Here is a 23614-nt window from a genome sequence, read left to right as displayed (position 1 = left end):
ATAATATATAATATTAAATGTATTTAAGAAAGATGGTAATAATATGATAGAAAAATTTAAATCTTTTAATATTAATTCGATAAACATTGAAGATTTAAAAAATATAAATCTTTTTTGAGAAAAAGAGCTTAATAAAAATATTAAAAAACTTGAAAAATGATTATTTAAGTTTAATAAAACAAATGTTGGATTCGAAATAACAAATGATCATAGTTTAAATAATTATGAAAAACTTTTTAAAGAAATTGATAACTATAAAAACTTTTTTAATCAAAAATATAAATTAATTATAACTGATTTAAAATTATTAAAAAAATTTGAAAAAATGATTAGAGATTATTGTCAAATATTAGGATTAATTAGATTTATTGAGACAATGTGTAATTATTTTGTACTTTCTAATAAGTTAGATATCGCAAAACCAAGTTTTTTTGCGATTGATTTGGCAAATAAAGAAATTTTAAACGTATTTGAACATTATAAAAATGAAATTAAAACAATTTTCAAAACAGATGAGTATCTTAAAATAATTTGAGATGATTATATTATTCCTAAATCTAGTGTTGTTGCGATTGAAAAAAATATAGTTTTAACAATTAATTATGCAAAAAAATTAGCAAAAAAGAAAAAAATAACTAATAATGAGTATTTAAAAATTACAGTAAGCACGATTGAAACTTATAATTTTTTATTATCTTATAAGAAATTAATTTCTATTTTTATTAGTTATTTGTATTAATTTTTTTTAATAAATTTTCTAATTGTGTAATTAAATTTTCAAAATGTTTAATTAATGGTAAATATGAATCACTTTTTGTACAATCAAAACCATATTTTTTAAATAATTCTAATGGTTCTAAAGAACCGCCTTCTTTTAAAAAGCTAATAAATTTATTGTAATCATTATTGATAACAAAATCATTATATAAATGATAAGAAAAAGCAATTGATACTGCATATTTATATAAGTAAAATGGTTCTTCATATAAATGACTTATTTGAGTTCAATCATAATATTTACACTCTTCATCATATTCGTCTAATAAATCTGATTTTTTAAAAGTATTGTCAATTATATTTTTTATCGAGTTGTAATTAATTATTTGATTATTTTCAACTAATTTAAATGTTTCAATTTCAAATTTAGTTCAACGAGCAGATGAGAAAAAGTTAGAAGCAATAAAGTCTATATTATTTTGTAAAATATTTATTTTTTGTTTATGATCACTATTTTTTAAAAGTTTATCACTTAATAAATGTTCATTAAAAGTTGATGCGATTTCTGCTATCAAATTTCCAAAAGTGTTTAAAGGTTTTGGTTGGTACTTATTAGCAAACAAAGAATGAACAGAATGACCAAGTTCATGAATTAAAGTATAAACAGATTCAAAATCATCTGTTCAATTCATAGATATTAAATTATCAAAATCATAAGAAGGAATTGTAAAAGCGCCAGTTGCTTTATTTTCATCTTCATAATAATCTATTTTATGATTTTCAAAAGCAATATCTAAAAAATTCATATATTCTTGTCCTAAACAACTTAAATGTTTTTTTATAATTTCTTTGGCATTATCGACACTAATTTTATTCTTATCAGCTTGATAAAACTTTAAAGAAGTATCTGTAGAGTAAAATTTATTATCAAACTTGAAAAAATCTTTGTATAATTTTAGATACTTATTATTTAAATTTGACGATTCTTTTGCAGCATTTAGTAAAACTTCTAAGTGTAATTTGTAAAAATCTTCTTTATCAAAGAAATAATCATAAAAATTTTCTTTTTTAATTAATTTTAAATGTTCAATATTCGATCTTACAATGTTGTCGTAAAGTTTAATTAAAGTATGTTTTTTTTCTTTTAATTCTTTTTTAAATTCTAAACTGAATTTTACTCTTACCATTTGATCTTCAATCGGTCTAGAATTTAATAATAAATCAGAATAAGTTGATGAATTTAATTCATAAATTTTATTATTGATTTCTACTTTTCGATGCTTATTATCTTTAAATAATAGTGTTTCATACATTTCATAAATTATTGATGAAGAATTTGTAACTCTTGATAAAATTTTTCTTTGTTTATATGGAAGCATATATTTTAACTCTTTAAAAAAATCTTGGTAATACTTATAATAATATTTTAGTTCTATATCATTTTGAATAAAGTTTAAAAAATCTTTTTGATTAAATTTACTAACTTCTTCACTAATCCAAGTAAACTTACCATCAAGTTCCATCATTTTTTGACTATATAGAGATTCTAAATCTAATGCAAATTGATTATTTTGTTCAACTTGTAAAATACATAAAAAGAATTGCATTTTTTCTTCTAATTTATTAATTTTTTCATTTTCTAAAAAAAAATCTTTAAAGACTTTAAAATCACCTAATTTATTTTTATATTTTAATAACTCTTTATTTTTTTTAATAACAATATCTAAATCTTTTTTAAACTTCTTTTTTGTTTTATATATATTATTTAAATTTCATTTGTATATTGAATCTACTTGTTTTCTTTTCATAAATTTCCTTTATAGTTAAAAATATTATAACAAATTCTCAAACTAGAAATTAATCTCAAAAAAGTTTATAATAATATATATTTGGAGAATAATTATGAAAAAAATACTTTCGCTATTAATGGTTTTTAATATAATTTCTGTTCCTTCTGGTTTAACCACAAGTTGTTTTGGCGATAATATTAGCAAGTTAGGTAGCGGAAATTTAGAAGAAATATATAAAGATCGTATTTTAAATATCGAAGAAAAGTCAATGCAAGGTGTATTAAATGCAATAGACAAAGATGGTTTAATTTCTAGCAGTCAAGTTATAATCGAAGGAGTAGATCCTGCTGAGGTTGTAGATAATGATGGTTTTATTACAATTATTTCCAATGAAAACATAGGCTCTGATTTATACGGAAGTATTGAAGTTAAATGAGTTGCTTTGACAAATTTAGAGGATGCATTAACCACAAAATCGCTTGGCAAACTTAGGTTAAACAAAAAAGATATATTAGATTGAATAATTGCTTTAAACCCGGATATACAAGTAGAAGAAGTTGAAATTGATACAATTACTAAAAGCAAAGCGAAAGTTGTAGCTATTAATGATTCAAATTACTATTATGGAAGCACTTGAGTTGATTATGTTGAAATTGAAGATGATAGTCGTGAAAGTTTAGAAGATGCAATAATAAAAATATTACCTGATAAATATTTAGGTGAAATAACAAAAATTGATGAAGGAAAAATTTTAAATAGGATTAATAGTAGCACTAATGATGAAAGTTTAAAAATTGATACTGCAGAAGTTATGACACATGTAAAAGGTAATAAAGTTATTTTAAGCTCAATTTTTGAATCAACTAAATATAAAGGTTATTGTGTTTTAACATATAAAGACCCATCTATACCAGAATAATAAAAAATCTTAAATTAATTAATTTAAGATTTTTTATTTTCCATTTGTAAATATTAGTTTAGCACCTTTTTCATAATAAGCATTAACTTCACTTGATTCTAAAAATAAAGGTGCTGATAAATGACCATTATGCTTAGCTAATTTTTTAATGTTTGGGTCGTTTTCAAAAAAATTATTAAACTTAGAATATTTTTCAGTCATGAACTTATAAATATCTTTTAAAATAAACATTTGTGTTGTTCCTAAAGATTTTACTCTTGATTGTAAAAATCCTAATTTCTCTAATTCAATTAGCTCTAAAAAACTATCTTTAACTTCCACGATGATTGGTTCTTTTCCTTTTGCATCAATCGCTAAAGATACATCTGCAATCATGTTTTCGAAGAAATAATAATTGAAAGTTGTTGCTAAATAAACAACTCTATTTAAATTTTTCAAACCTAATCAAGGAATATTTTCTTCACTTATTTTTTTTGCTCCAATATAACCTGGCGCAAAGTATTCTAAATTAACATCTAATCTGAATAAATTACCGATTAAATTTTTTATACTTTCATTTATACTCATAATTTAATCCTCATGTCTATAAAAATATTTTATCAAATATATATATCATTAACAATAACTACATTTTTAATCTATTTAATTTTAATTTTTAATTCATCTAGTTGAGCATTTGTAACTAAATCAGGAGCATTAGTCATCGGATCAATTCCAGAAGAGTTTTTAGGAAAAGCAATAACTTCTCTAATGTTTTCTGCTCCTGTTAAAATCATAATAATTCTATCTAAACCTAAAGCGCATCCCGAATGATAAGGAGCTCCATACTTATATGCATTAACAAATCAACCAAAATTTTGTTCAATTTGATTTTCACTTAGTTCAATAGCGTCAAACATACGCTTTTGAATTGAAGGGTCTGTAATTCTTTGACTTCCCCCCCCAATTTCAAATCCATTTAACACTATATCATATGCTTTTGCTTTTGCATTTGCTTTATCTGTATCAAAATTATCAAGTGTGTCATCACTTGGCATTGTAAATGGATGATGTGCTGCTACATAGCGATTTTCTTCTTCAGATCATTCGAATAAAGGAAAATCAACAACTCAAAGTAATTTATAGTCATTAGGATCACATAAATTTTGCATTTTTCCAACGTGACTTCTTATAGCCCCTAATGCTTTCAAAGCTTTTTGATATTCATCAACAACAAAAAGTATTGTTGATTCATTTTTAATGTCAAAGTTTTTAATAAGTGATAGTTTTTCTTGAACATTTAATTTAGAACCAATTGATCCACTTCATTCGCTGTTATCGTATTTTGCAAAACCAAGAATATTAACACTATTTTGTTTTGCAGTTTCTAATAAATTTTCAAGTTCTTTTTTACTTAATAAATTATTTACACAAATTGAGCGAATAGTTTTATTTTCTAAATTCATAAATAGTGGAACTTGCGAGTTTTTAAAAATTTCATCTAAGCAATGAATTTCATAACCAAAACGTAAATCTGGTTTATCATTACCATATTTTTCAAAAGATTCTTGTCACGACATTACTTTAATAGGTTCGTTGATATTTACGCCTTTAAGATCAAAAATTACTTTTTTAACTAATTTTTCAATAGTTTCCATAACATCTTGTGATGTTGCAAAACCCATTTCCATATCTAATTGTGTAAATTCTGGTTGTCTATCAATTCTTAAATCTTCATCTCTAAAACACTTTACTATTTGAAAATACTTATCAAACCCCGCAATCATAAATAATTGTTTATAAAGTTGAGGCGATTGGGGTAAAGCATAAAATTTTTGTGGATTTAATCTTGAAGGCACTAAAAAGTCTCTTGCACCTTCAGGAGTAGATTTACCAAACACTGGAGTTTCAATTTCAATAAAATCTAAATCATTAAAGTAATTTCTAATTGAGTAGTTCATTTTGCTTCTCATTATCAATTTATTTTGAACTTCTTTTCTTCTTAGATCTAAATATCGAAAAGTCAATCTTGTTTCTTCGCTTGATTCGATATTGTCTTTAATTTCAAAAGGAGTTAATTCAGATTTATTAATTAAAACTATATCTTTAACCTCTATTTCGATTTCTCCAGTTAAGATATCTTTATTTTTACTTTTTCTTTCAATAACTTTTCCACTTACTTGAATTACATATTCATTTTTTAGTAATTCAAGTTTTGAACTTAATTGTTCTCCAATTAAAAGTTGAGTAATTCCGTAACGATCTCTTAAATCGACAAAAGTTAATCCACCCATTTTTCTAACCTTTGCAACTCATCCTTGCAAAATAACTTCTTGATTAATATTGTCTAATGTTAATTGACCACATGTATGAGTTCTTACCATTATTTATTCTCCTTTTGTCATAAAATCAATTATATTTTCAAAAGCAACAATATGTTCTTCTTTTGTATTTTGATTTTTGATTATAATATTATTTTCTTTTAATTCTTTATCCCCAATTAAAATAATATTTTTAGCATTATTTTTTTCAGATTGTTTAAAAGCTGATTTCATACTTCTATTCATAAAATCACAATCAACTTTTAATCCAGCACTTCTTAACATAAACATTAAAATATTTGCAAATTCTTTTGCTTTTAAACTTAATCCAATTATATAAGCGTCTAGACTGCTTTGTTCTGATAAAGAAACATTTTGTTTTTGTAAATTCAAAATAATTCTTTCAATTCCCATTCCTCAACCAGCTGCTGGCAAGTCAATATCACCAAGTTGTTTAACAAGTTTATCATATCTTCCCCCACCAATTAAAGTGCTTTGGTCTTTATCTTTTATTTCAAAAACAAATCCTGTGTAATAATCTAATCCTCTAACTAAATTTTTATCTTCAATTATTTTAATGTCTAAATTTTTTAAATTTCTTTTTAAATCATTGTAATAATTTTTATCTTCAACTGATAAATATTCTTTCATATCTTTAATATTTTTAAACTTATCTTGATCAACTTTACAATCTAAAACTCTTAAAGGATTTTTTATTAAGCGAGATTGACAATCATCACATAATTTAACATCTTTTAATTGTTTTTTTAAATCATCAATATAGATTTGACGATTATTATCATCTACTAAATAATTTAAATGGATTTTAAAATCATCAATCCCAATTGTTTTTAACATATGTACTGCTAGACAAATTATTTCACAATCAATTTCTGGATTTTTAGGTCCAAATACTTCAACTCCGAATGTATTAAATTGTCTCTGTCTACCGTTTTGAGGTCTTTCATAACGAAACATACTTCCAAAATAAAATAATTTTAATGGCAAATTTTCATTAATATATAGTTTATTTTCAATAACAGAACGAACAGTAGGAGCTGTACCTTCTGGTCTTAAAGCAAGTTGACGATTTTTTTTATCATTAAAAATATACATTTCTTTTGAAACTACATCTGTTTGTTCGCCAACACCTCTTAAAAATAGTTCTGCTAATTCAAAAAAAGGTGTTCTAATTTCTTGATAATTATATAAATCAGCTATATTTCTTAAAATCAATTCTAATGCAAAAAATTCTTTTACTTGATTTGCAATTAAATCTTCAGTTCCTCTAGGTTTTTGGATCATTGTCTTACTCCTAATTTCTAACTTTTATATTTTACACTAAAAACAAGATAAAAAAAGCACCTAAATTAGGTGCTTTTTTAATAATTAAGCTTTTTGTTTTTTTGCTTTGTTTTTTTCAGCAACTTTTGATGCATAAGCAAGTTGTTTTGCTTTTAAATTTTGTTCAAATGTTGCATAATCGTTTAATTTTTTATTAAATTGTTCAACTTTTTTAGTATTGTTTGATTGATTAGCTTTTGCTAATCTATCTTGTAAACTTTCTTTAACTCCATTTGTTGAAGATAAAGTTAATTTACCATTTTTAATATCTGCTAATCTTCAGAATCCTAATACAACTCCCATTACTAGTGAACCTGACATGAATGCAACTATATATAATACTACACCCATTCCTTTTTGCAACCCATCACCATCAAATAATAATGAGTTTGTTAATGGTGCTACAAATATTCCACCATGTGGTGCTGCGATTGTGATTTTAAATACTCCTACTATTAATCCTGCAACAATTCCACCAATCATTGCTGACACTGAAATTCTTTTTGGATCTTCAATCATAAATGGTATTGCTCCTTCTGAAACAAAACACATTCCCATTAATCAATTAGTTTTAGCTGCATCTTTTGATTTTAAAGTTCATTGTTTTGGGAATAAAACTGTACTTATCGCTATTCCAATTGGAGGAACCATTCCACCAACCATTGCAGCTGTCATAATCATAGTTTGTTGTTCGTAAGCAATTGCATTAGTTTCTTTACTTACTAAATTAAACCCTACTGATAGTGTACCGATTGTATAAGCTATTTTATTGATAGGTCCACCCATGTCAACACACATCATAAATGCAGCCAATATACATACAATTACCATTAAGTTATTATCTGCTAGTAATGAAATAAATTTTTGTAATCCATACATTACATATCCCAAAGGAATATTAACTGCTAACATTATAACTGCTACACCAAGCAATGAAAGCACAGGAATAAATACTATATCTCTAACCCCTTGTAATCCTTTACCAAAGTTTTTCATTAGTTTTGTTAAACCAAATACAACTAGTGCACCTAAATAAGCTCCAACTAGTGCACCAATAAATCCAGATGACATACCTTCTAAACTGCTAGGTAAAAATCTACTTCATGCACCAGTTCATGGTGCTATTTCGCTTATTTTTGAATAAGCAAATCCATCACTATTTGCCATTAATCCCGCTGTTGCACCAACCATTAATCCTTGAGGACCTACTATTGAATAACAAACATATCCACCTAAAATTGGTATCATTAATTCCATTCCAATTTTACCAATTGCAGAGAAGTAACTTGACACTTCTCAAACTGTTCCAAATGATCCAGATGCATAACACATTGTGACCCCATCAGGTCCAAGTTGAGAAAAGTGATTAGTTAAAAACTTTTCCGCATCTGCTGGATCAATAATTTTACCATCAGATAATAACTTAAATTTACTTTTTGCTATTTCATCTGATAAATTAAAGAAATCTCTGTATTGTTCTCATGATGAGAACGCTTTCATACCCATAGCTGTTGTATAAATATAGTCTAGTAAGAAACCAAATCCTAAAATAATTCCTCCAGCAACAACAAATGGTAACATTCTCGAAACCCCTGCTAGAAGATTTTGTTTCACTTTTTTAAATTGTTTTAAATCTAATTGACCAACTTCACCGCTAGATTCATCGTGTGCGTTTTCAACTTTCATTAATTTTGGATGTGATTCATAGTTTTGAATTATTTCTTTACCTTTGTAAATCGCTTCTTTTGTAGAAGTATCTACAACTTTATAACCATTAAATCTTGACATTCCATTAATTGCTTTTTCGTGAGCTAAAATTATATATTTTGCATTTTTAACATCTTCTGCTGTTAAAACATTTTCAACTCCACGTCTACCTTGAGTTTCGACTTTTGCTTTTAAACCTAATTCTTCTGCATATTCTTGAATTTTTTCTGCTGCTAAATAAGTATGTGCTATTCCTGTTGGACATGCAGTTATCCCAATAACATCATATGATTCACCTTTTTTTAGTTCTTCTTTTTTAGCTTTTGGTGCACTTAATAATTTTTTAACTTCATCTACTGATTTTGCACTTCTAAGTCCATCTTGAACTTCTTTTTTGATTAAATATCCACTTAAATTAGCTAATGCTTCTAAGTGTTCATTTCCATCTTTTCCGTTGGTCATTATCATAAAGATAAGATCAGCTGGTTGATCATCAAGTGATTGTCAGTCAACTTTATTTTTTAATTTACAAAATGCAATTGCAGATTTTTCAACAGTTGGATTTAATACGTGAGGAATAGCAATTCCATCACCCATACCTGTTGAACCTTCGCTTTCACGTTTGTAAACAGCGTCTTTAAATACTTTTTCATCTTTAACAAATTTTTCTTTTAATAATGCTTTAGATAAAAACTCAATAACTTCGTCTTTTGATTTTAAATCTGCATTAAAGAAAGAAATCTGTTTATGAAATAAATCTTTAAGTTCCATACATTTTCCTCCTATTTGATACTTACTTCGATTTGATCAACCAATGAAATAATTTCATCTTTTGATGCTAATCATTCATTAAAAGCAGTTGCAGCACCACTTGCTGCTGCAAATTTTAATGTTTTTTCTATTTCTAAATTTTTGTCAATACCATGAACAAAACCTGCTAACATACTATCTCCAGCTCCAACTGAGTTTACTAACTTTCCTTTTGCAATTCCAACTTGATAAACTTTTTTATCAGCTGTAAAGTACAAGCTTCCATTTGATCCTTTACTTAATAAAACATTTTGAGCTCCTAAGTTTTGTAATTTTTCAATTAACTCTTTTTCTTTTTCAAAACTTATATTTTCTTCATATTCTAACCCTAATGTTGAATAAATTTCTTCAAGGTTTGGTTTAATTAAGAAAGGTTTTGCTTCTAATGCATTTTTTAACAAGTCATTAGTTGCATCACAAACTAGTATTGCTTTTTTTTGATTTACTATGTTTCCAATTGTTTTGTAGATTTGCCTAGATATACCCCTAGCAACACTTCCTGTTGCAATTACAATATCACCTTCAACTAAATGTGATTCTAAATAGTTCAAAAAATCTTCTACAACTTTTTGATTAGTTTCAAAACCCATTCCGTTAAGTTCTGTTTCTTGATGAGAAACTAAATGCTTAATCTTGTAATTAACTCTTGTACTTCCTGGATTTAAAAAAAATTTATTATTTAAATTTACTTCTTTAAATTTATTTAAAAAAATATCTTTATTTTTTTCTCCTAAAATTCCGATTGCTTGTACATTTGATTCTAAGTTATTTAAAATAACTCCTGCATTTATTCCTTTACCACCAACAACTTTATATTCATCACTATAAATATTTGTTATTCCTAACTCAACTGGCTTATTAGTTAAAATTATATGGTCAATTGCTGGGTTTAAAGTTATTGTATAAATCATTTTTTAAACCTCTTCATTTATAAGTGCAATTTGTTTTTTATCACTAAATTTAATAAAAGATTTTGATTTCATTTTACTTTTATCTGCAAGTCCAAAACTAAATTGCGAATTTTCTATGACAATTTTTTTAACTTCTGCTTCATCATCATCAGTAGTATAAAAGTTAAAATCATGGTCGATTGCATTTACACCAATAAATGCAACATCAAAATAATATTTTTTAATAGCAGAAATTGTTTCTACACCACATATTGCATTAGTAGTTGGTTTAAACTTTCCAGGCAATATATAAACATCATTTACACCATTATTTGCTAATACTTGAGCGTTAATGATTGAGTTTGTGTATACTCTAATTTTTAACTCTGGTTTAATAAGTTTTGCTAATTGATATGTACTTGATCCAGCATCTAAAAAGATAGTTTCTCCTGATTTAATACAATTAAGAGCTTTTTTAGCAATAATTATTTTTGCATCAATGTTACTTTCTAGTTTAGATACAATACTTTCTTCAAGTATAGATTTTTCTTTTAATGACTGTGCACCACCATGAACTCTTTTTAATTTATATTCACTTTGCAAGTCATTCAAATCTCTTCTCAAGGTGCTAAAAGGTATGCCTAGAGCTTTTGATATATCTTCATTTGAACAAAAACCATTTGAATTTACAAACTCTAAAATGATTTTTAATCTTTCTTCTCTTAACAAGGATTTATCACCTCATTGATATAATATTCCTAAAATTTATAAAATACAACCAAAAACAACCAAAATGTTTAAAAAATGTTAATTTTTAACCAAAAAAAACAAGAGATAAATCATCTTGTTTTTAATTATTTAAATTAAAATCACTAGATAAAATTTAAAAATTAATAATTACTATACATTAAAATCAAGTTTTTTAAATGTATTTATATTAGCTCATCATAATAATGGAGTTAATGCTGATAATAAAATCATTGTTAAAGAAACTCTTAAAGCATTTATGTCTGAAAGTTTGTTATTTTCAAATTGGGTTGTTTCATTTAATTGAGTTGTTTGAGTTTCGCCATTATAAACAAAAACATTAATCACTAAAGATTTTAAATCAATATATTTAAAATATTGCAATGCTTTTAAACCATCACGATATTGAATGTAAATCATATATATTCCAAAATTCAATATAACATAACCAATAATTAAACAACAATATATATTTAATTGAAATGTTTTATCTAATAGATTAATTGAGATAAGCATAAATATTAACGATAATAAAAATACTACTAAAATAAAGTTTAAACTATAAAATATGAAATAGCCAAATTCTTTTGCAGAAACCGTTCCTACACCCATTATTATTAAATTCAAAATAAATCCTGAAGCTATTATTAATATTTGAAACAAAAATAAACTTAAAATTTTTGAAATAAATACATTAGTTCTTGAAATTGGTTGAGATAAATATATTGCTAATTGTCCGTTTTTATATTCAGACACTAAAATTTTGTTTATAAAAACTAATGTGAAAATTAAATTTATAACAATACCAATTCAACCATAAGTTAAAATAGAAATCATTTCTCCTAAACCTGAATAATTACTTATAGTTGTTCCGCTATTTATTTTTTCTTTTAAATCACCCGATGCCATGAAGGGCTTTTTAAAGCCTTTGCTATTATAGGTTTGATCTATTAATGGAACGATAAAAGAAATAGAAACAGCTATTAATCATATAAAAATAAATAACAAAACTATTTTGTAATTACTTTTTAAATTATATAAAACTGTATTTAAATTTTTTTTAACAAAATTATTTTTCATCTAAAATTCTCCTTTAGTCTCATATAAACTTAAAAAATGTTTTTCAAGTTCTTTTAAATCCCAATCTTTTATTTGGTTTTCTTCTAATAACTTTCCATTTTTTATAAATCCTACTACATCACACAATTTGCTTACTTCACTAAAAATATGTGAACACAAAATTATAGTTACTCCTTCTTTTTTTAATCTTAAAATTAACTGATTAAATTTTTCTTGCATAATTGGATCTAATCCTGTTGTTGGTTCATCTAAAATTAGTAATTTTGGTTTAAATAAAACAGAACAAATTATAGCTAATTTTTGTTTCATTCCTTTTGACATACTTTTTAGTTTTATATTTGTATCTAGTTCAAAAAACGTTGCTAATTTATTTAAATATTCTTCTTCATAATAATCATTTTTAAAAATTTTTAAAAAATTTATATAATCTTTTAATGAATTGTTATTGTTAAATGCTAGTTCACCGGGTAAGTATCCAGTAAAATCTTTTATTAAACTCGATTTTGCTCATGCATCTAAAGAATTAATATCTATGTTACCCTCTGTAGGCTTTATAAAACCCATTAATTGTCTAATAATTGTAGTTTTTCCTGCACCGTTTGTCCAATTAAACCATAACACATTCCTTTTTTTACATTTAGATTAATATCAAAGACACCTTTATCATTTTTATACTTTTTTGTTAAATTTTTAATTTCTATCATAAAGTCCTTTCTAAAAAAAATCAAATCATTAAATAAAGATTTGATTTTCTAAAATTTAATAAAAGTAGATATTTTTAAAACTTGCATTTATAGATGTATATTGTCATTTAGCTCCATAACCTTTAACTCCTAAAAATACATTAATTTTATACCTTAACTCACCATTTTTTATTTGAATTCCTTGTGTTAAGTCAATTTCATTATAAACACCGAAAGTAGAATGATAATAATTAATTTGTCTTTCTTGATATTCATTTTTATCATGTAAATTATTAGTATCAAATAAAAAACTTGAAGCTGAGTGGCTTGAACCATAGTAGTCATAGGCTGTTGCACTAAAATTTATTCCTATTTTTTTATATTTTTTTATAAATGCTTTTTCTAAATTTCATCCACTACTTTTAATATCATCGTCTGATAAATAATCTTTTAAATCTGCACCATATTGTCATTTTTCATAATTATCTCATGATCATCTATGATTAGTGCTTCAATTTGATCCTATCTCCATTCCAACACTTTTTGAAATGCTTACAGTTTATAAGCTCTTTGATAAAAGTTATCTAATTTATTTTTACTTTCTAATTCACTTTTACTATTATATTCATTATCTTTATAATCATATTTTTTATTAATATTATCTATAAATGAATATGATGGGGATGCCAGTAAAATAAAAGCTGACATTATAATAAGTAATTTTTCGTTTTTACTTCCTTTTCGACCTAAGTCAAAAACATTATATTATTTTAATTTTATATTCTATACAATAGACAGTAAAATTAAAATAAATTTTAAATTCTTTTTAAATATTATAAATATTATAAATATTTTGTGTTTGTATAAGAATAACGTTAAAAATCAATAATATTATTTACTTTTATTATAATTATAATTTTCAAAAGGTTTTAAAAGATTAATTAGAGTTAAAAAAGGTGTTACTATAATATTTATTCTTATATTTTTAAATAATTAGTTATTTTATGTAATTGAATAACTTTTTTAAAAAAAGAAAAAATATTTAAAGAGTGTTTAATTAAAATAAATAAATAATAATGTTTTTTAATTATACGTATTTTAAATTTTTTATCAGTTATTTTCTAACTTATTTACTCTATAAAAAATTTCTTTTTTTATAGAATTTAACGGTTTAGAATAAATTTATGTTTTTTTTCTAAATTTAAACAAGTTAACAAATACCTTTTTACAATTTACTCTTTTAAGCTATTAAATTATTATATATTTTTTATTTTTTATAAAATTGTTTATAAAATTTTTAATGTTTTTTAATTTAGTTTTTTTATATATTTTCAGTATAAATATTAAAAAATAATATTTATGTCAAATTAATTTTTTGATTTTTGTCAATTATATTCAAATATATACAGTTTTTTCATTAATCTTTATTTATTAACATAAATTTAACTATTTTATTTAAATTAATTAATGAAATTATTAATCCCTTTTAATACATTACATGTTCTTTTATTTTCACAGTTTATACTATAGCAAGTATTTTTCTAAAGCAAATGCAATACCATCTTCTTCATTTGTTTTAGTTATAAATTGTGCTCTACTTTTTAATTCTTCGACTGCATTACCCATAGCAACACCGATTCCTGAATATTCAATCATAGTTAAATCGTTATGACCATCACCAAATGCTATTAATTCATCTTGTTTTAAATTTAAAGATGGCAAAACTTTACTTAAAGCATTCGCTTTATCAACACCTTTATCTGTAAATTCATAATAAAACTCTGCTGTAAACATTGAGTTTAATTTATCTAAAAAAGGTTTTGCCATATTTTTATAATTATTAATTAAGTAATCTGGATCACCTGCAACTAATATCTTACAAACATTAAAGTTTAACTCTTGTGAAAGATCAGGTTTTTCACATAATAAATAATCTGTATTTCTTGCTTCATATTCAATAATATTAATGTTTCCAAATACTTTACTAGCTACTTGATTTTTATAAACGTTGTTAACATAAATATAATTGTCATCATAAATCATTGGAATCACTTCAAAGTTTTTCATATGATTTAATACATCAATAACATCTCTATGATCAATACTTTGTTCATAAATTTTTTGTTTTGTTTGAAAATTGTATATTACAGCTCCATTAAAAGAAATTAATAAACCGTTGTGTTTATCCATTTCTAACTCTTTTGCATACTTATATAAACCTTTTGTAGGTCTCCCAGAAGCTAAAATTAATTTAATTCCTTTATTTTGAGCTTCTAAAAGAGCTTGTTTTGTTTTTGGTAATATTTGTTTTTGATTATTAGTTAAAGTTCCGTCAATATCTAATAAAATTGCTTTAATCATTATTCTTCCTCACTTACAAGTTTATTTTAAAACAAAAATAAATTAAATAAAAAAAATTATACTTAATTTGTGTATTAAATATAATTTTTTATTATCTTCTTTTCTTTTTCTTAGGATCAATTCCACGAGACTTTTGCATTGCAAAATTTAAATCTTTATATTTTGCTTCTTGTTCAATTGCTTCGTCTCAAATCGGATTAATTATTTGTCTTTTTTCATTTTCTGCTTTTGCTTCTTGAGCAACTATTTCAGGATTAGCTCCTTGTTCAATTTTTAAAGCTTGTTCAATTGTTAAATAAGGGTCTTCAGGTCTTATTCCAGTATTAATTAATGAAGAAATTTGCATTCTAATTTGAGAACTTGACAATTTTTTATCTTTAAAATCAACTTGTCATTGAATTGGTGCTTGCTTTTCAAATTTGTAAGGTTCTTTTATAATTGCATATAGCATATTTACAAACTTTTCAAAACCTTCTTCGCCTTTTCAAAAACTTGTTAAGTCTTTAATGTTTAATACGCCATTTGTTAAATCATATTTTGAAAAGTGCATTTCAAATATTTTTGAAGATCAATCTTCTTCTGGAATTAGATAAAAGTTAGTAACTAAAGTACAGTTAAAAACATGTGTGTCAAACTCATAAATTGAAAAATTAAAGCGATCAACTGTTGTAGTATCGATTGATACATTAAAGTTTTTTACATCAACAACTTTGCTTAATCATTGTAAAACTGATTGAGCATATTTTAAAACAAATTTAAGTTTTTGACTTGAAAATATTAGTGTTTTTCATCTTGTAAAGTTAAAATCATATTCTGAGTCTTTTCTATTTGAAGCAATATTAAAATCTAAATTAGCTTGCACAAATTCAAGAATAGGTAGGTATATCATTTCTTTTTTCATGTATGTAACCCTTTCTCATATAATATATTAAGTATAGCATAAAAGTTCATTTGAAACAATCTATTCCTATCTTAAAACTTTAACAGTTAACTTTTAATTCTAGTTTTTTTTATATTATTTTTTTTATATTTACTATATTCTTTTCAATTTTTAGAACCAATTATTAATAACGAAAAACTTACAGTAACTAAATATTGGATACTATCAGTAATTAATTCTACAACAGCTGAACTTTTATCGTATAAAACTAATACATAGATTACATATAAATAAATACATAAATAAGCAATTGGAATAGAAAAAAATATTTTTATTTTTTTATTTAAAAAATAAACAATAACACCAATTAAAATTTTAATTATAATTGTGAATGGAATAAAAATAAATCCTCCCATATATAAATCTATTAAAACACCTGCTATACAAGAGCTAAATATTAAAACTAGTGGATTAATTGTTGTGACAAACATTGATAAATAAACAATATCACTAATTTGAAAAATAGATTTACCTGTAATATTAGATAAAAAATAAGAGAACAAACTTAAAACAACCATTATACTTGCTAACGTTGCGCAAATTGTTATGTTTTTTGTATTAAAAATTTTTTTCATCTTAAAAAATTGATTAAAAATCAATACGTTCTCCTATAGAAAGAACTCTTTTAACCTTAATAATACCAGGTAATTCTTTTAAATTGTTCAACAATGAATTTAATTCTTCTAAATTAGAAATTTCAACAATTAAACTGCCTTTAACTAGATAATCAAGTTCATTTGCAATTGTTTTAATTTGCGATATGTTAATTCTTCTTGAAGTAAGAATATTTACAATATCTAGTAAAATACCTGGACGATCTTGAGTTTCTATTCTAACTTTTGCATAGTATTTTTTGTTTTTTGTTTTCGAATTAATTCATTCTGCTTTTAATATATCTTTAGTTTTTCTAATATTTACAATATTTACACATTCGCTTCGATGAACTTGAATCCCTTTTGTTTTAGACATATAACTTGTTATACTTTCAAAAGGAACTGGATAACAACATTGAGCAAGGACACAACTAATTCTTTCAATACCATTTATTCTTATATCATCACGACCAACAACTGATTTGTATTTTCTTGTTTTCATATCGTTTATTTTATCAATATCTTTTAACTCTTCTTTTGAAACATAAACAAAATTTACAGCTTCAGAAATAGAAAAATCCCCTTTTCCAACTGATAATAAAAAATCATCAATATTTTTATAATCCAATATTTTTAACTTTCTTTGAATTTCATCAACTGAGTTTACTTGTCATTTTAAATTATTTGCTATTATATAACGATCAACTTCACGTTTAGTATTTCTAATTAGTTTTTGATTTGTTATTTTTTCCTCTTTTTTTTCTATTTCAGCTTTTTTTGCTAAACTTTGTTCAATTGCTTTTCTAGCAGTTGTTGTAATAACAAATCTCAATCATTTTTCTTGAGGTTCAGCGTCATTTGAAGTTTGAATTTCAATAATTTCTCCTGAGTTTAAAGTTGTATTATATGGAGAAAACACTCCATTAATTTTTGCACCAATTGTTTTATTTCCAACATCAGTATGAATTTTGTAAGCAAAATCTAAAACCGATGATCCAAACGGTAAGGTAATAACATGACCATCTGGAGTTAATACATAAATCATCGCTGTTAAATAATCAGTTTTAAAAGTTTGTTCAATATCATCTTCTTCATAAACTTGAATTGTTTTATCATACTCAACTTCTTCACCATTTGAAGCTAACTTTTCAAGATTCATCAATCTTGTAAACATATCAACTTTTTCATCAATCTCTCTTTGTTTAGCGGCAATATCAATATTTGCTTCATCTTCTTTATATTTTCAATGAGCCGCTGCTCCATGTTCTGCTATATCATCCATTTCTCTTGTTCTTATTTGAACTTCAAAAATAATTCCATCTTTGTTCGCTAATGTTGTATGTAATGATTGATATAAATTGTTTTTTGGTGTTGCAATATAATCTTTAAATCTACCACTAAGTGGTGTATACATTTGATGAATTCAACCCAAAATACGATAACAATCATCAATATTTTGAGTAATAATTCTAACCGCTAAAATATCGTTGATATCTTGAAATGATTTACCAAAAAAATGCATTTTTCGATAAATTGAATATATTGTTTTAGATCTTCCAAATACATCAACATCACTTAAATTTGAGTCCAATAAAATTTTTCTTTCAATATCATTAATTATTTCATTTATTATTTCTAATCTCGCTTCTTTATCCTCTTCTAATAAATTTGCGATTTTATTATATTCATCACGATTTAAATATTCAAAAGAATAATCTTCTAATAAGTTCTTTGCAGATTTCATCCCAATTCTATGAGCAATTGTAGAATAAATTTCTAATGTTTCTTTTGCAATTAGTTTTTGTTTGTCAGGCGTCATATATTTTAATGTTAGAATATTATGCATGCGATCTGCTATTTTTACAATAATTACTCTTATATCTCTAATCATTGATAAAAATAATTTTCGTAAATATTGAGCTTTCATTTGAGCACGATTTTCTTCTGTAAAATAACTTACTTTAGTTACAGCTTCAACAATATCTGCAACATCAGTCCCATACATTTCTTCTACTTCTTCAAAAGTAACTGGTGTGTCTTCAATAACATCATGTAAAAGTCCAGCAATAATAGTTTTTGGACCCATTCTTCATTGAGAAAGATAATAAGCTGTTGAAAGTGGATGAATAATATAGGGATCACCATTTTTTCTCTTTTGATCTTTATGTTTTTCTTCAGCATAAAAATATGCTTTTTTAACTTCTTCAATAGCATCTTCTTTTTTAATGTATTTTCTCATTTCTGTAATTAATGTGTCTAAATCCCTACACTCAACGTAATGAAAATTTCCTATATCTTTTGTCATTATTTTGCCCCTTTTTATTAAATATAAGATATAATTATAATAATTTTATAATAAATTAACTTAAAAAATTTAAATATATCAATTAAATATAATTATATCTTTTAATCAAAAATAAACAATATACAAAAAAATACACAGAAGTGTATTTTTTTGTAGTATTAATTTTAAAATAATTAAAAACATAATTTATAATATTTATTATTCTTTTCTTGTGTTTTCAATAAACGCTCTATATCTATATCTTTCAGATTCATTTTTATATAGATTCCATATTCTATCAGTTGTAAATATTGCATTAATAAAGTTTAATTTAAACTTTACATCAGAAGTTAAACTACCTTTGTCATATATATTAGATATAATAAAACCATTTTTATCATAATCTGAACTGACATCTTTTTTAAGAGTGCTCCCTATATAAGTTTTTGAAATAAATTCTCAATTATAAAATGTTTGATTCCCTTTACTTAATAAACTTTTTCTTGCCGCATCTTGAACTTCGATTCCATTATCTTTTCTATCTGAAATATCGAGTGATAAGACTTTACTGAATCTTGATAAAACAGAATCTCAATACAACATACCTATTCCTTTATTAGAATCAGTTAATCCTGAAATATAATTTTGGTCGAAACTATCTCATAAGTTTTGACCATTTATCTCACCACCACTAAATGCAGCAATTTTATAGTCATCTGTTGTGTTTTCTATACCAAATGTATCTTGATATGCTTTAATTCCTTTTGTTAAGTTTGCAACAATTGATTTAAAAATTACAGAGTTTTCATCTAATTTATCATCTGTTATGTCTTCGATACTAACTTGATATCCTGCTGCAATATAAAATTCACTTAAATCAACTGAAAAATTGTTGATTCTTAGTTTTAATCCTTTTATATTAAATAATCCTAAACTTGTTGATTTTTTTAAACCTTCAGAAGCTTTTGCTTCATTGTTATCTGTAATATGCGCATAGTAATCAGCTAATCAATTTTTATAATTATCTTTAACATAATTGTATACAGATTCATCATATTTTTCTAATACTTTTTCATTATCAATTTTTTTAAAAATATAGTTGTATAATTTTTCATTTTTTGCCAAACCGTCAATTGTTGTGTAATCATCATTATCTTTTCATTTAAATTTACTTTCTGTTGTAGCACTTAATGAATAATCTCAAATTTCTCCGTTACTGTTTAATTTTCTATCTGTTAAATCAACAAAACTATCATTAGAATTACTTTCAAATTCTATTTTTACATTACTATTTAAAATATTTGTTCCTTCTTTAATTTTATCTGCAATAGCATTTTTAAACTCATTACCTTTAAATTTATTTTCAATCATTTTTTTTATTGTATCTTGGTCATTAATTATAAATTTATCATCATCATTAGTAGTATTCTCATTTTTTAAAAGAGTGTTAAAATTATTAGCACCAATAAATGAATATTTAAGCTCCTTAGTTTTTTTATTTATTAGTTCAGTTAATGCGGCATTGGATGTTGAAGTAAAATTGAAACCATAATCTTTAAAACTTTTATCTTCTTTAACTGTTTTATTTCCATCATTTTCATAATATTTTAATGTAAAACCAAATTTTGTATCAATATTTATGAATGAATCTTTAGGTTTATTTTCTTCTGCAATGTTTGTAGGAGTAATTTGATCTGTTTCAGAAAATTTAATTCCACCAATATCATAACCTAATAAAGCCTGTTCATCTAAAGTAATTAGTTCATTTTCATTTATTGATGATAATAAAATAGAATATTTTGTATTTTCTTTCAGTTTTATAATTTTTTCATTTATATTTTGAAGGTTAATTAAGCTTTTAAAGTCACTTATAAATCCTTCTTTTTTATCACTATTTTCAGAGTTATCAAAAATAGTTTTTAAAGAAGTCGTTTCTCCATCCTCTTTAATACCTTTTAAGCTTTTTATAATATTAGGTTTAATAAACGAGAAGCTTGAGTCATCGTTAACTTCTTGAAATCATGTTTCACTAGCACTTTTAACTTCATTGTTAATAATTTCATTTACTTCTTTTAAATAATCTGACAAAGCTAGGTTGTAATCTGGCTCTTCTGCGATAGGGCCGTTATCATCAGTTTTTTCTTCTGTTGTCTTTTTAGGGCATGCAACAACATAAGATACAGTTGAAGCTGTTAATGTGATTGCAGATAATAAACTTAATATTTTTTTCATTTTTTTCCTCCGTATGAACACAACTATAACAAAAAAAAAAAAAAAAACAATAATTTTTAAAAAAAAACTAATTATTGTCCTAATTTAAATATATAAAATAAGAAAATCTTTAAAAAATTTATTTTTGAATAAATTTTTTAAAGATTTTTAAATGTTATTTTTTTCTTGTATTTTCAATAATAGATCTATTTTTATACATTTCAGTAACTGTTCCGTATTTCTTTCAAATTCTATCAGTAGTAAATGTAACATCGATAAAGTTTAATTTAAATCTTATATCAGATGTATCATCTCCAGAATAATAAATAGCATCCATATAGAACCCATTTGTATTAGGGTCTCCATTAATATCATTTTTTAATATGAAACTTACAAGTGTTTCTTTAATAAATTGTCAATTATAAACAGTCTGATTTCCTTTATTTAATAAAACTTTTCTTGCAGCATCTTGAACTTCAAGTCCATTATCTTTTCTATTTGAAATATCAAGTGATAAAACATTGCTCATTCTTCTTAAAACTGATGCTCAATACATCATAGCAACACCTTTATTATTACCACTATACAGCCCTGAAATATAGTTTTGGTCAAAGCTATCTCATAAGTTTTTACCATTTATATCACCACCATTAAAAGCAGCTATTTTATAGTCATCTGTTGTGTTTTCTATACCAAATGTATCTTGATATGCTTTAATTCCTTTTGTTAAGTTTGCAACAATTGATTTAAAAATTACAGAATTTTCATTTAAATCAGAACTTGTAATTTCTTCATCACTAACTTGATATCCTGCTGCAATATAGAATTCACTTAAATCAACAGAAAAATTGTTGATTTTTAGTTTTAATCCTTTTATATTAAATAATCCTAAACTTGTTGATTTTTTTAAACCTTCAGAAGCTTTTGCTTCATTGTTATCTGTAATATGCGCATAGTAATCAGCTAATCAATTTTTATAATTATCTTTAACATAATTGTATACAGATTCATCATATTTTTCTAATACTTTTTCATTATCAATTTTTTTAAAAATATAGTTGTATAATTTTTCATTTTTTGCCAAACCGTCAATTGTTGTGTAATCATCATTATCTTTTCATTTAAATTTACTTTCTGTTGTAGCACTTAATGAATAATCTCAAATTTCTCCGTTACTGTTTAATTTTCTATCTGTTAAATCAACAAAACTATTTTCTGAATCATCGTTCTCAAACTCAATTTTTACATTATTATTTAAAATATTTGTTCCTTCTTTGATTTTTTCTACAATAGCTTTTTTAAAATTATTACCTTTAAATTTATTTTTAATCATTTCTTTTATTGTATCTTGGTCATTAATTATAAATTTATCATCATCATTATTATTAGTATTTTCATTTTTTAATAAAGTGTTAAAATTAACATCACCAATAAATGAATATTTAAGCTCCTTAGTTTTTTTATTTATTAGTTCAGTTAATGCATTATTGGATGTTGAAGTAAAATTAAAACCAAAATCTTTAAAACTTTTATCTTCTTTAACTGTTTTATTTTCATCATTTTCATAATATTTTAATGTAAAACCAAATTTTGTATCAATATTTATGAATGAATCTTTAGGTTTATTTTCTTCTGCAATGTTTGTAGGAGTAATTTGATCTGTTTCAGAAAATTTAATTATACCACTGTCATAACTCAATAAAGCTTGTTCATCTAAAGTGATTAGTTCATTTTCATTTATTGATGATAATAAAATACTATATTTTGTATCATCTTTTAGTTTTATAACTTTATCATTAATATTTTGAAAGTTAACTAAACTTTTAATATCACTTACAAATCTTTCTTTTTTACCGTTGTTTTCAGGACTTTCAAAAATAGTTTTTAACGATGTAGATGTTCCATCTAAATTAATACCTTTTAAACTTTTTATAACATCAGGTTTAATAAATGAAAAACTTGAGTCATCTTTAACCTCTTGGAATCATGTTTCACTAGCACTCTTAACCTCATCATTAATAATATCATTTACTTCTTTTAAATAATCTGTAAGAGTTAAGTTGTAATCTGGTACTTCTGGAAGTTTGTTTGTATCTGAATTTTCTTCACCTTCACCTTCTTCTACTTCTTTTTTAGGACATGCAACAACATAAGATACGGTTGAAGCTGTTAATGTGATCGCAGATAATAAACCTAATATTTTTTTCATATTTCTCCTTTTTTTATTTATATTATAAA

The 23614-nt window shown here is 24.1% G+C and carries 19 protein-coding genes; 2 read left to right on the top strand and 17 right to left on the bottom strand.

Annotated features, from left to right (window positions below):
- Nucleotides 1-43 precede the first annotated feature (43 nt).
- Nucleotides 44-739, top strand: a complete 696-nt coding sequence (locus tag SGLAD_RS02425; RefSeq protein ID WP_134297453.1) for a hypothetical protein — start codon at nt 44-46, stop codon at nt 737-739.
- Here SGLAD_RS02425 and SGLAD_RS02420 read toward each other — a convergent pair.
- Nucleotides 723-2525 carry a M3 family metallopeptidase gene (locus tag SGLAD_RS02420; protein WP_134297452.1) on the bottom strand — a complete coding sequence of 601 codons (1803 nt, stop codon included), beginning with the start codon at nt 2523-2525 and terminating at the stop codon, nt 723-725. The two genes, SGLAD_RS02425 and SGLAD_RS02420, sit on opposite strands and share 17 nt — an antisense overlap.
- A 94-nt stretch (nt 2526-2619) precedes the next feature.
- Between SGLAD_RS02420 and SGLAD_RS02415 the strand changes: the two genes are divergently transcribed.
- The gene (locus SGLAD_RS02415) at nt 2620-3426 is read left to right on the top strand and encodes a hypothetical protein (RefSeq protein ID WP_134297451.1); all 807 of its coding nucleotides are present in this window, start codon (nt 2620-2622) and stop codon (nt 3424-3426) included.
- Between the two features lie 33 nt (nt 3427-3459).
- Here SGLAD_RS02415 and SGLAD_RS02410 read toward each other — a convergent pair whose 3' ends face one another.
- The 16 genes from SGLAD_RS02410 to SGLAD_RS02340 form a co-directional block, all read right to left on the bottom strand.
- Nucleotides 3460-3993 (bottom strand): hypothetical protein, encoded by a 534-nt coding sequence (locus SGLAD_RS02410; RefSeq protein WP_134297450.1) that lies wholly within the window; start codon nt 3991-3993, stop codon nt 3460-3462.
- Nucleotides 3994-4064: 71 nt separating this feature from the next.
- Nucleotides 4065-5789 (bottom strand): aspartate--tRNA ligase, encoded by a 1725-nt coding sequence (gene aspS, locus SGLAD_RS02405; protein WP_134297449.1) that lies wholly within the window; start codon nt 5787-5789, stop codon nt 4065-4067.
- Nucleotides 5790-5792: 3 nt separating this feature from the next.
- A complete protein-coding gene (hisS, locus tag SGLAD_RS02400) occupies nt 5793-7031 on the bottom strand; it encodes a histidine--tRNA ligase (protein WP_134297448.1) in 1239 nt (412 codons plus the stop codon).
- Between the two features lie 84 nt (nt 7032-7115).
- A complete protein-coding gene (locus SGLAD_RS02395; RefSeq protein WP_134297447.1) occupies nt 7116-9548 on the bottom strand; it encodes a PTS fructose transporter subunit IIABC in 2433 nt (810 codons plus the stop codon).
- Nucleotides 9549-9559: 11 nt separating this feature from the next.
- Nucleotides 9560-10498: a 1-phosphofructokinase gene (locus tag SGLAD_RS02390; RefSeq protein WP_134297446.1), complete on the bottom strand. Its 939-nt coding sequence runs from the start codon at nt 10496-10498 to the stop codon at nt 9560-9562.
- A 3-nt stretch (nt 10499-10501) separates the two neighbouring features.
- The gene (locus SGLAD_RS02385) at nt 10502-11206 is read right to left on the bottom strand and encodes a DeoR/GlpR family DNA-binding transcription regulator (RefSeq protein ID WP_134297445.1); all 705 of its coding nucleotides are present in this window, start codon (nt 11204-11206) and stop codon (nt 10502-10504) included.
- Nucleotides 11207-11377: 171 nt separating this feature from the next.
- Nucleotides 11378-12304 (bottom strand): ABC transporter permease subunit, encoded by a 927-nt coding sequence (locus SGLAD_RS02380; RefSeq protein WP_134297444.1) that lies wholly within the window; start codon nt 12302-12304, stop codon nt 11378-11380.
- A complete protein-coding gene (locus SGLAD_RS02375) occupies nt 12305-12868 on the bottom strand; it encodes an ATP-binding cassette domain-containing protein (protein WP_243831622.1) in 564 nt (187 codons plus the stop codon).
- Nucleotides 12868-13008 (bottom strand): hypothetical protein, encoded by a 141-nt coding sequence (locus tag SGLAD_RS05405; protein ID WP_243831621.1) that lies wholly within the window; start codon nt 13006-13008, stop codon nt 12868-12870. The genes SGLAD_RS02375 and SGLAD_RS05405 overlap by 1 nt, the downstream gene beginning before the upstream one ends.
- A gap of 55 nt (nt 13009-13063) precedes the next feature.
- A complete protein-coding gene (locus SGLAD_RS02370; protein WP_134297443.1) occupies nt 13064-13519 on the bottom strand; it encodes a hypothetical protein in 456 nt (151 codons plus the stop codon).
- 992 nt (nt 13520-14511) lie between these two features.
- A complete protein-coding gene (locus SGLAD_RS02365; RefSeq protein WP_134297442.1) occupies nt 14512-15348 on the bottom strand; it encodes a Cof-type HAD-IIB family hydrolase in 837 nt (278 codons plus the stop codon).
- 91 nt (nt 15349-15439) lie between these two features.
- Nucleotides 15440-16249, bottom strand: a complete 810-nt coding sequence (locus SGLAD_RS02360; protein ID WP_134297441.1) for a hypothetical protein — start codon at nt 16247-16249, stop codon at nt 15440-15442.
- Between the two features lie 86 nt (nt 16250-16335).
- Entirely contained in the window at nt 16336-16887 is a 552-nt protein-coding gene (locus SGLAD_RS02355) for an ECF transporter S component family protein (RefSeq protein ID WP_134297440.1), read from the bottom strand.
- Entirely contained in the window at nt 16877-19186 is a 2310-nt protein-coding gene (locus tag SGLAD_RS02350; protein ID WP_134297439.1) for a RelA/SpoT family protein, read from the bottom strand. The genes SGLAD_RS02355 and SGLAD_RS02350 overlap by 11 nt, the downstream gene beginning before the upstream one ends.
- A 198-nt stretch (nt 19187-19384) precedes the next feature.
- Entirely contained in the window at nt 19385-21397 is a 2013-nt protein-coding gene (locus SGLAD_RS02345; protein WP_134297438.1) for a lipoprotein, read from the bottom strand.
- A 154-nt stretch (nt 21398-21551) separates the two neighbouring features.
- Nucleotides 21552-23585 (bottom strand): lipoprotein, encoded by a 2034-nt coding sequence (locus SGLAD_RS02340; protein WP_134297437.1) that lies wholly within the window; start codon nt 23583-23585, stop codon nt 21552-21554.
- Between the last annotated feature and the right edge of the window lie 29 nt (nt 23586-23614).

Origin of the sequence: Spiroplasma gladiatoris (assembly GCF_004379335.1) — a bacterium.
Lineage (GTDB): Bacteria > Bacillota_I > Bacilli_A > Mycoplasmatales > Mycoplasmataceae > Spiroplasma_A > Spiroplasma_A gladiatoris.
The sequence above is the reverse complement of the archived record's forward strand: the minus strand, read 5'-3'. Positions and strand labels throughout refer to the sequence as shown.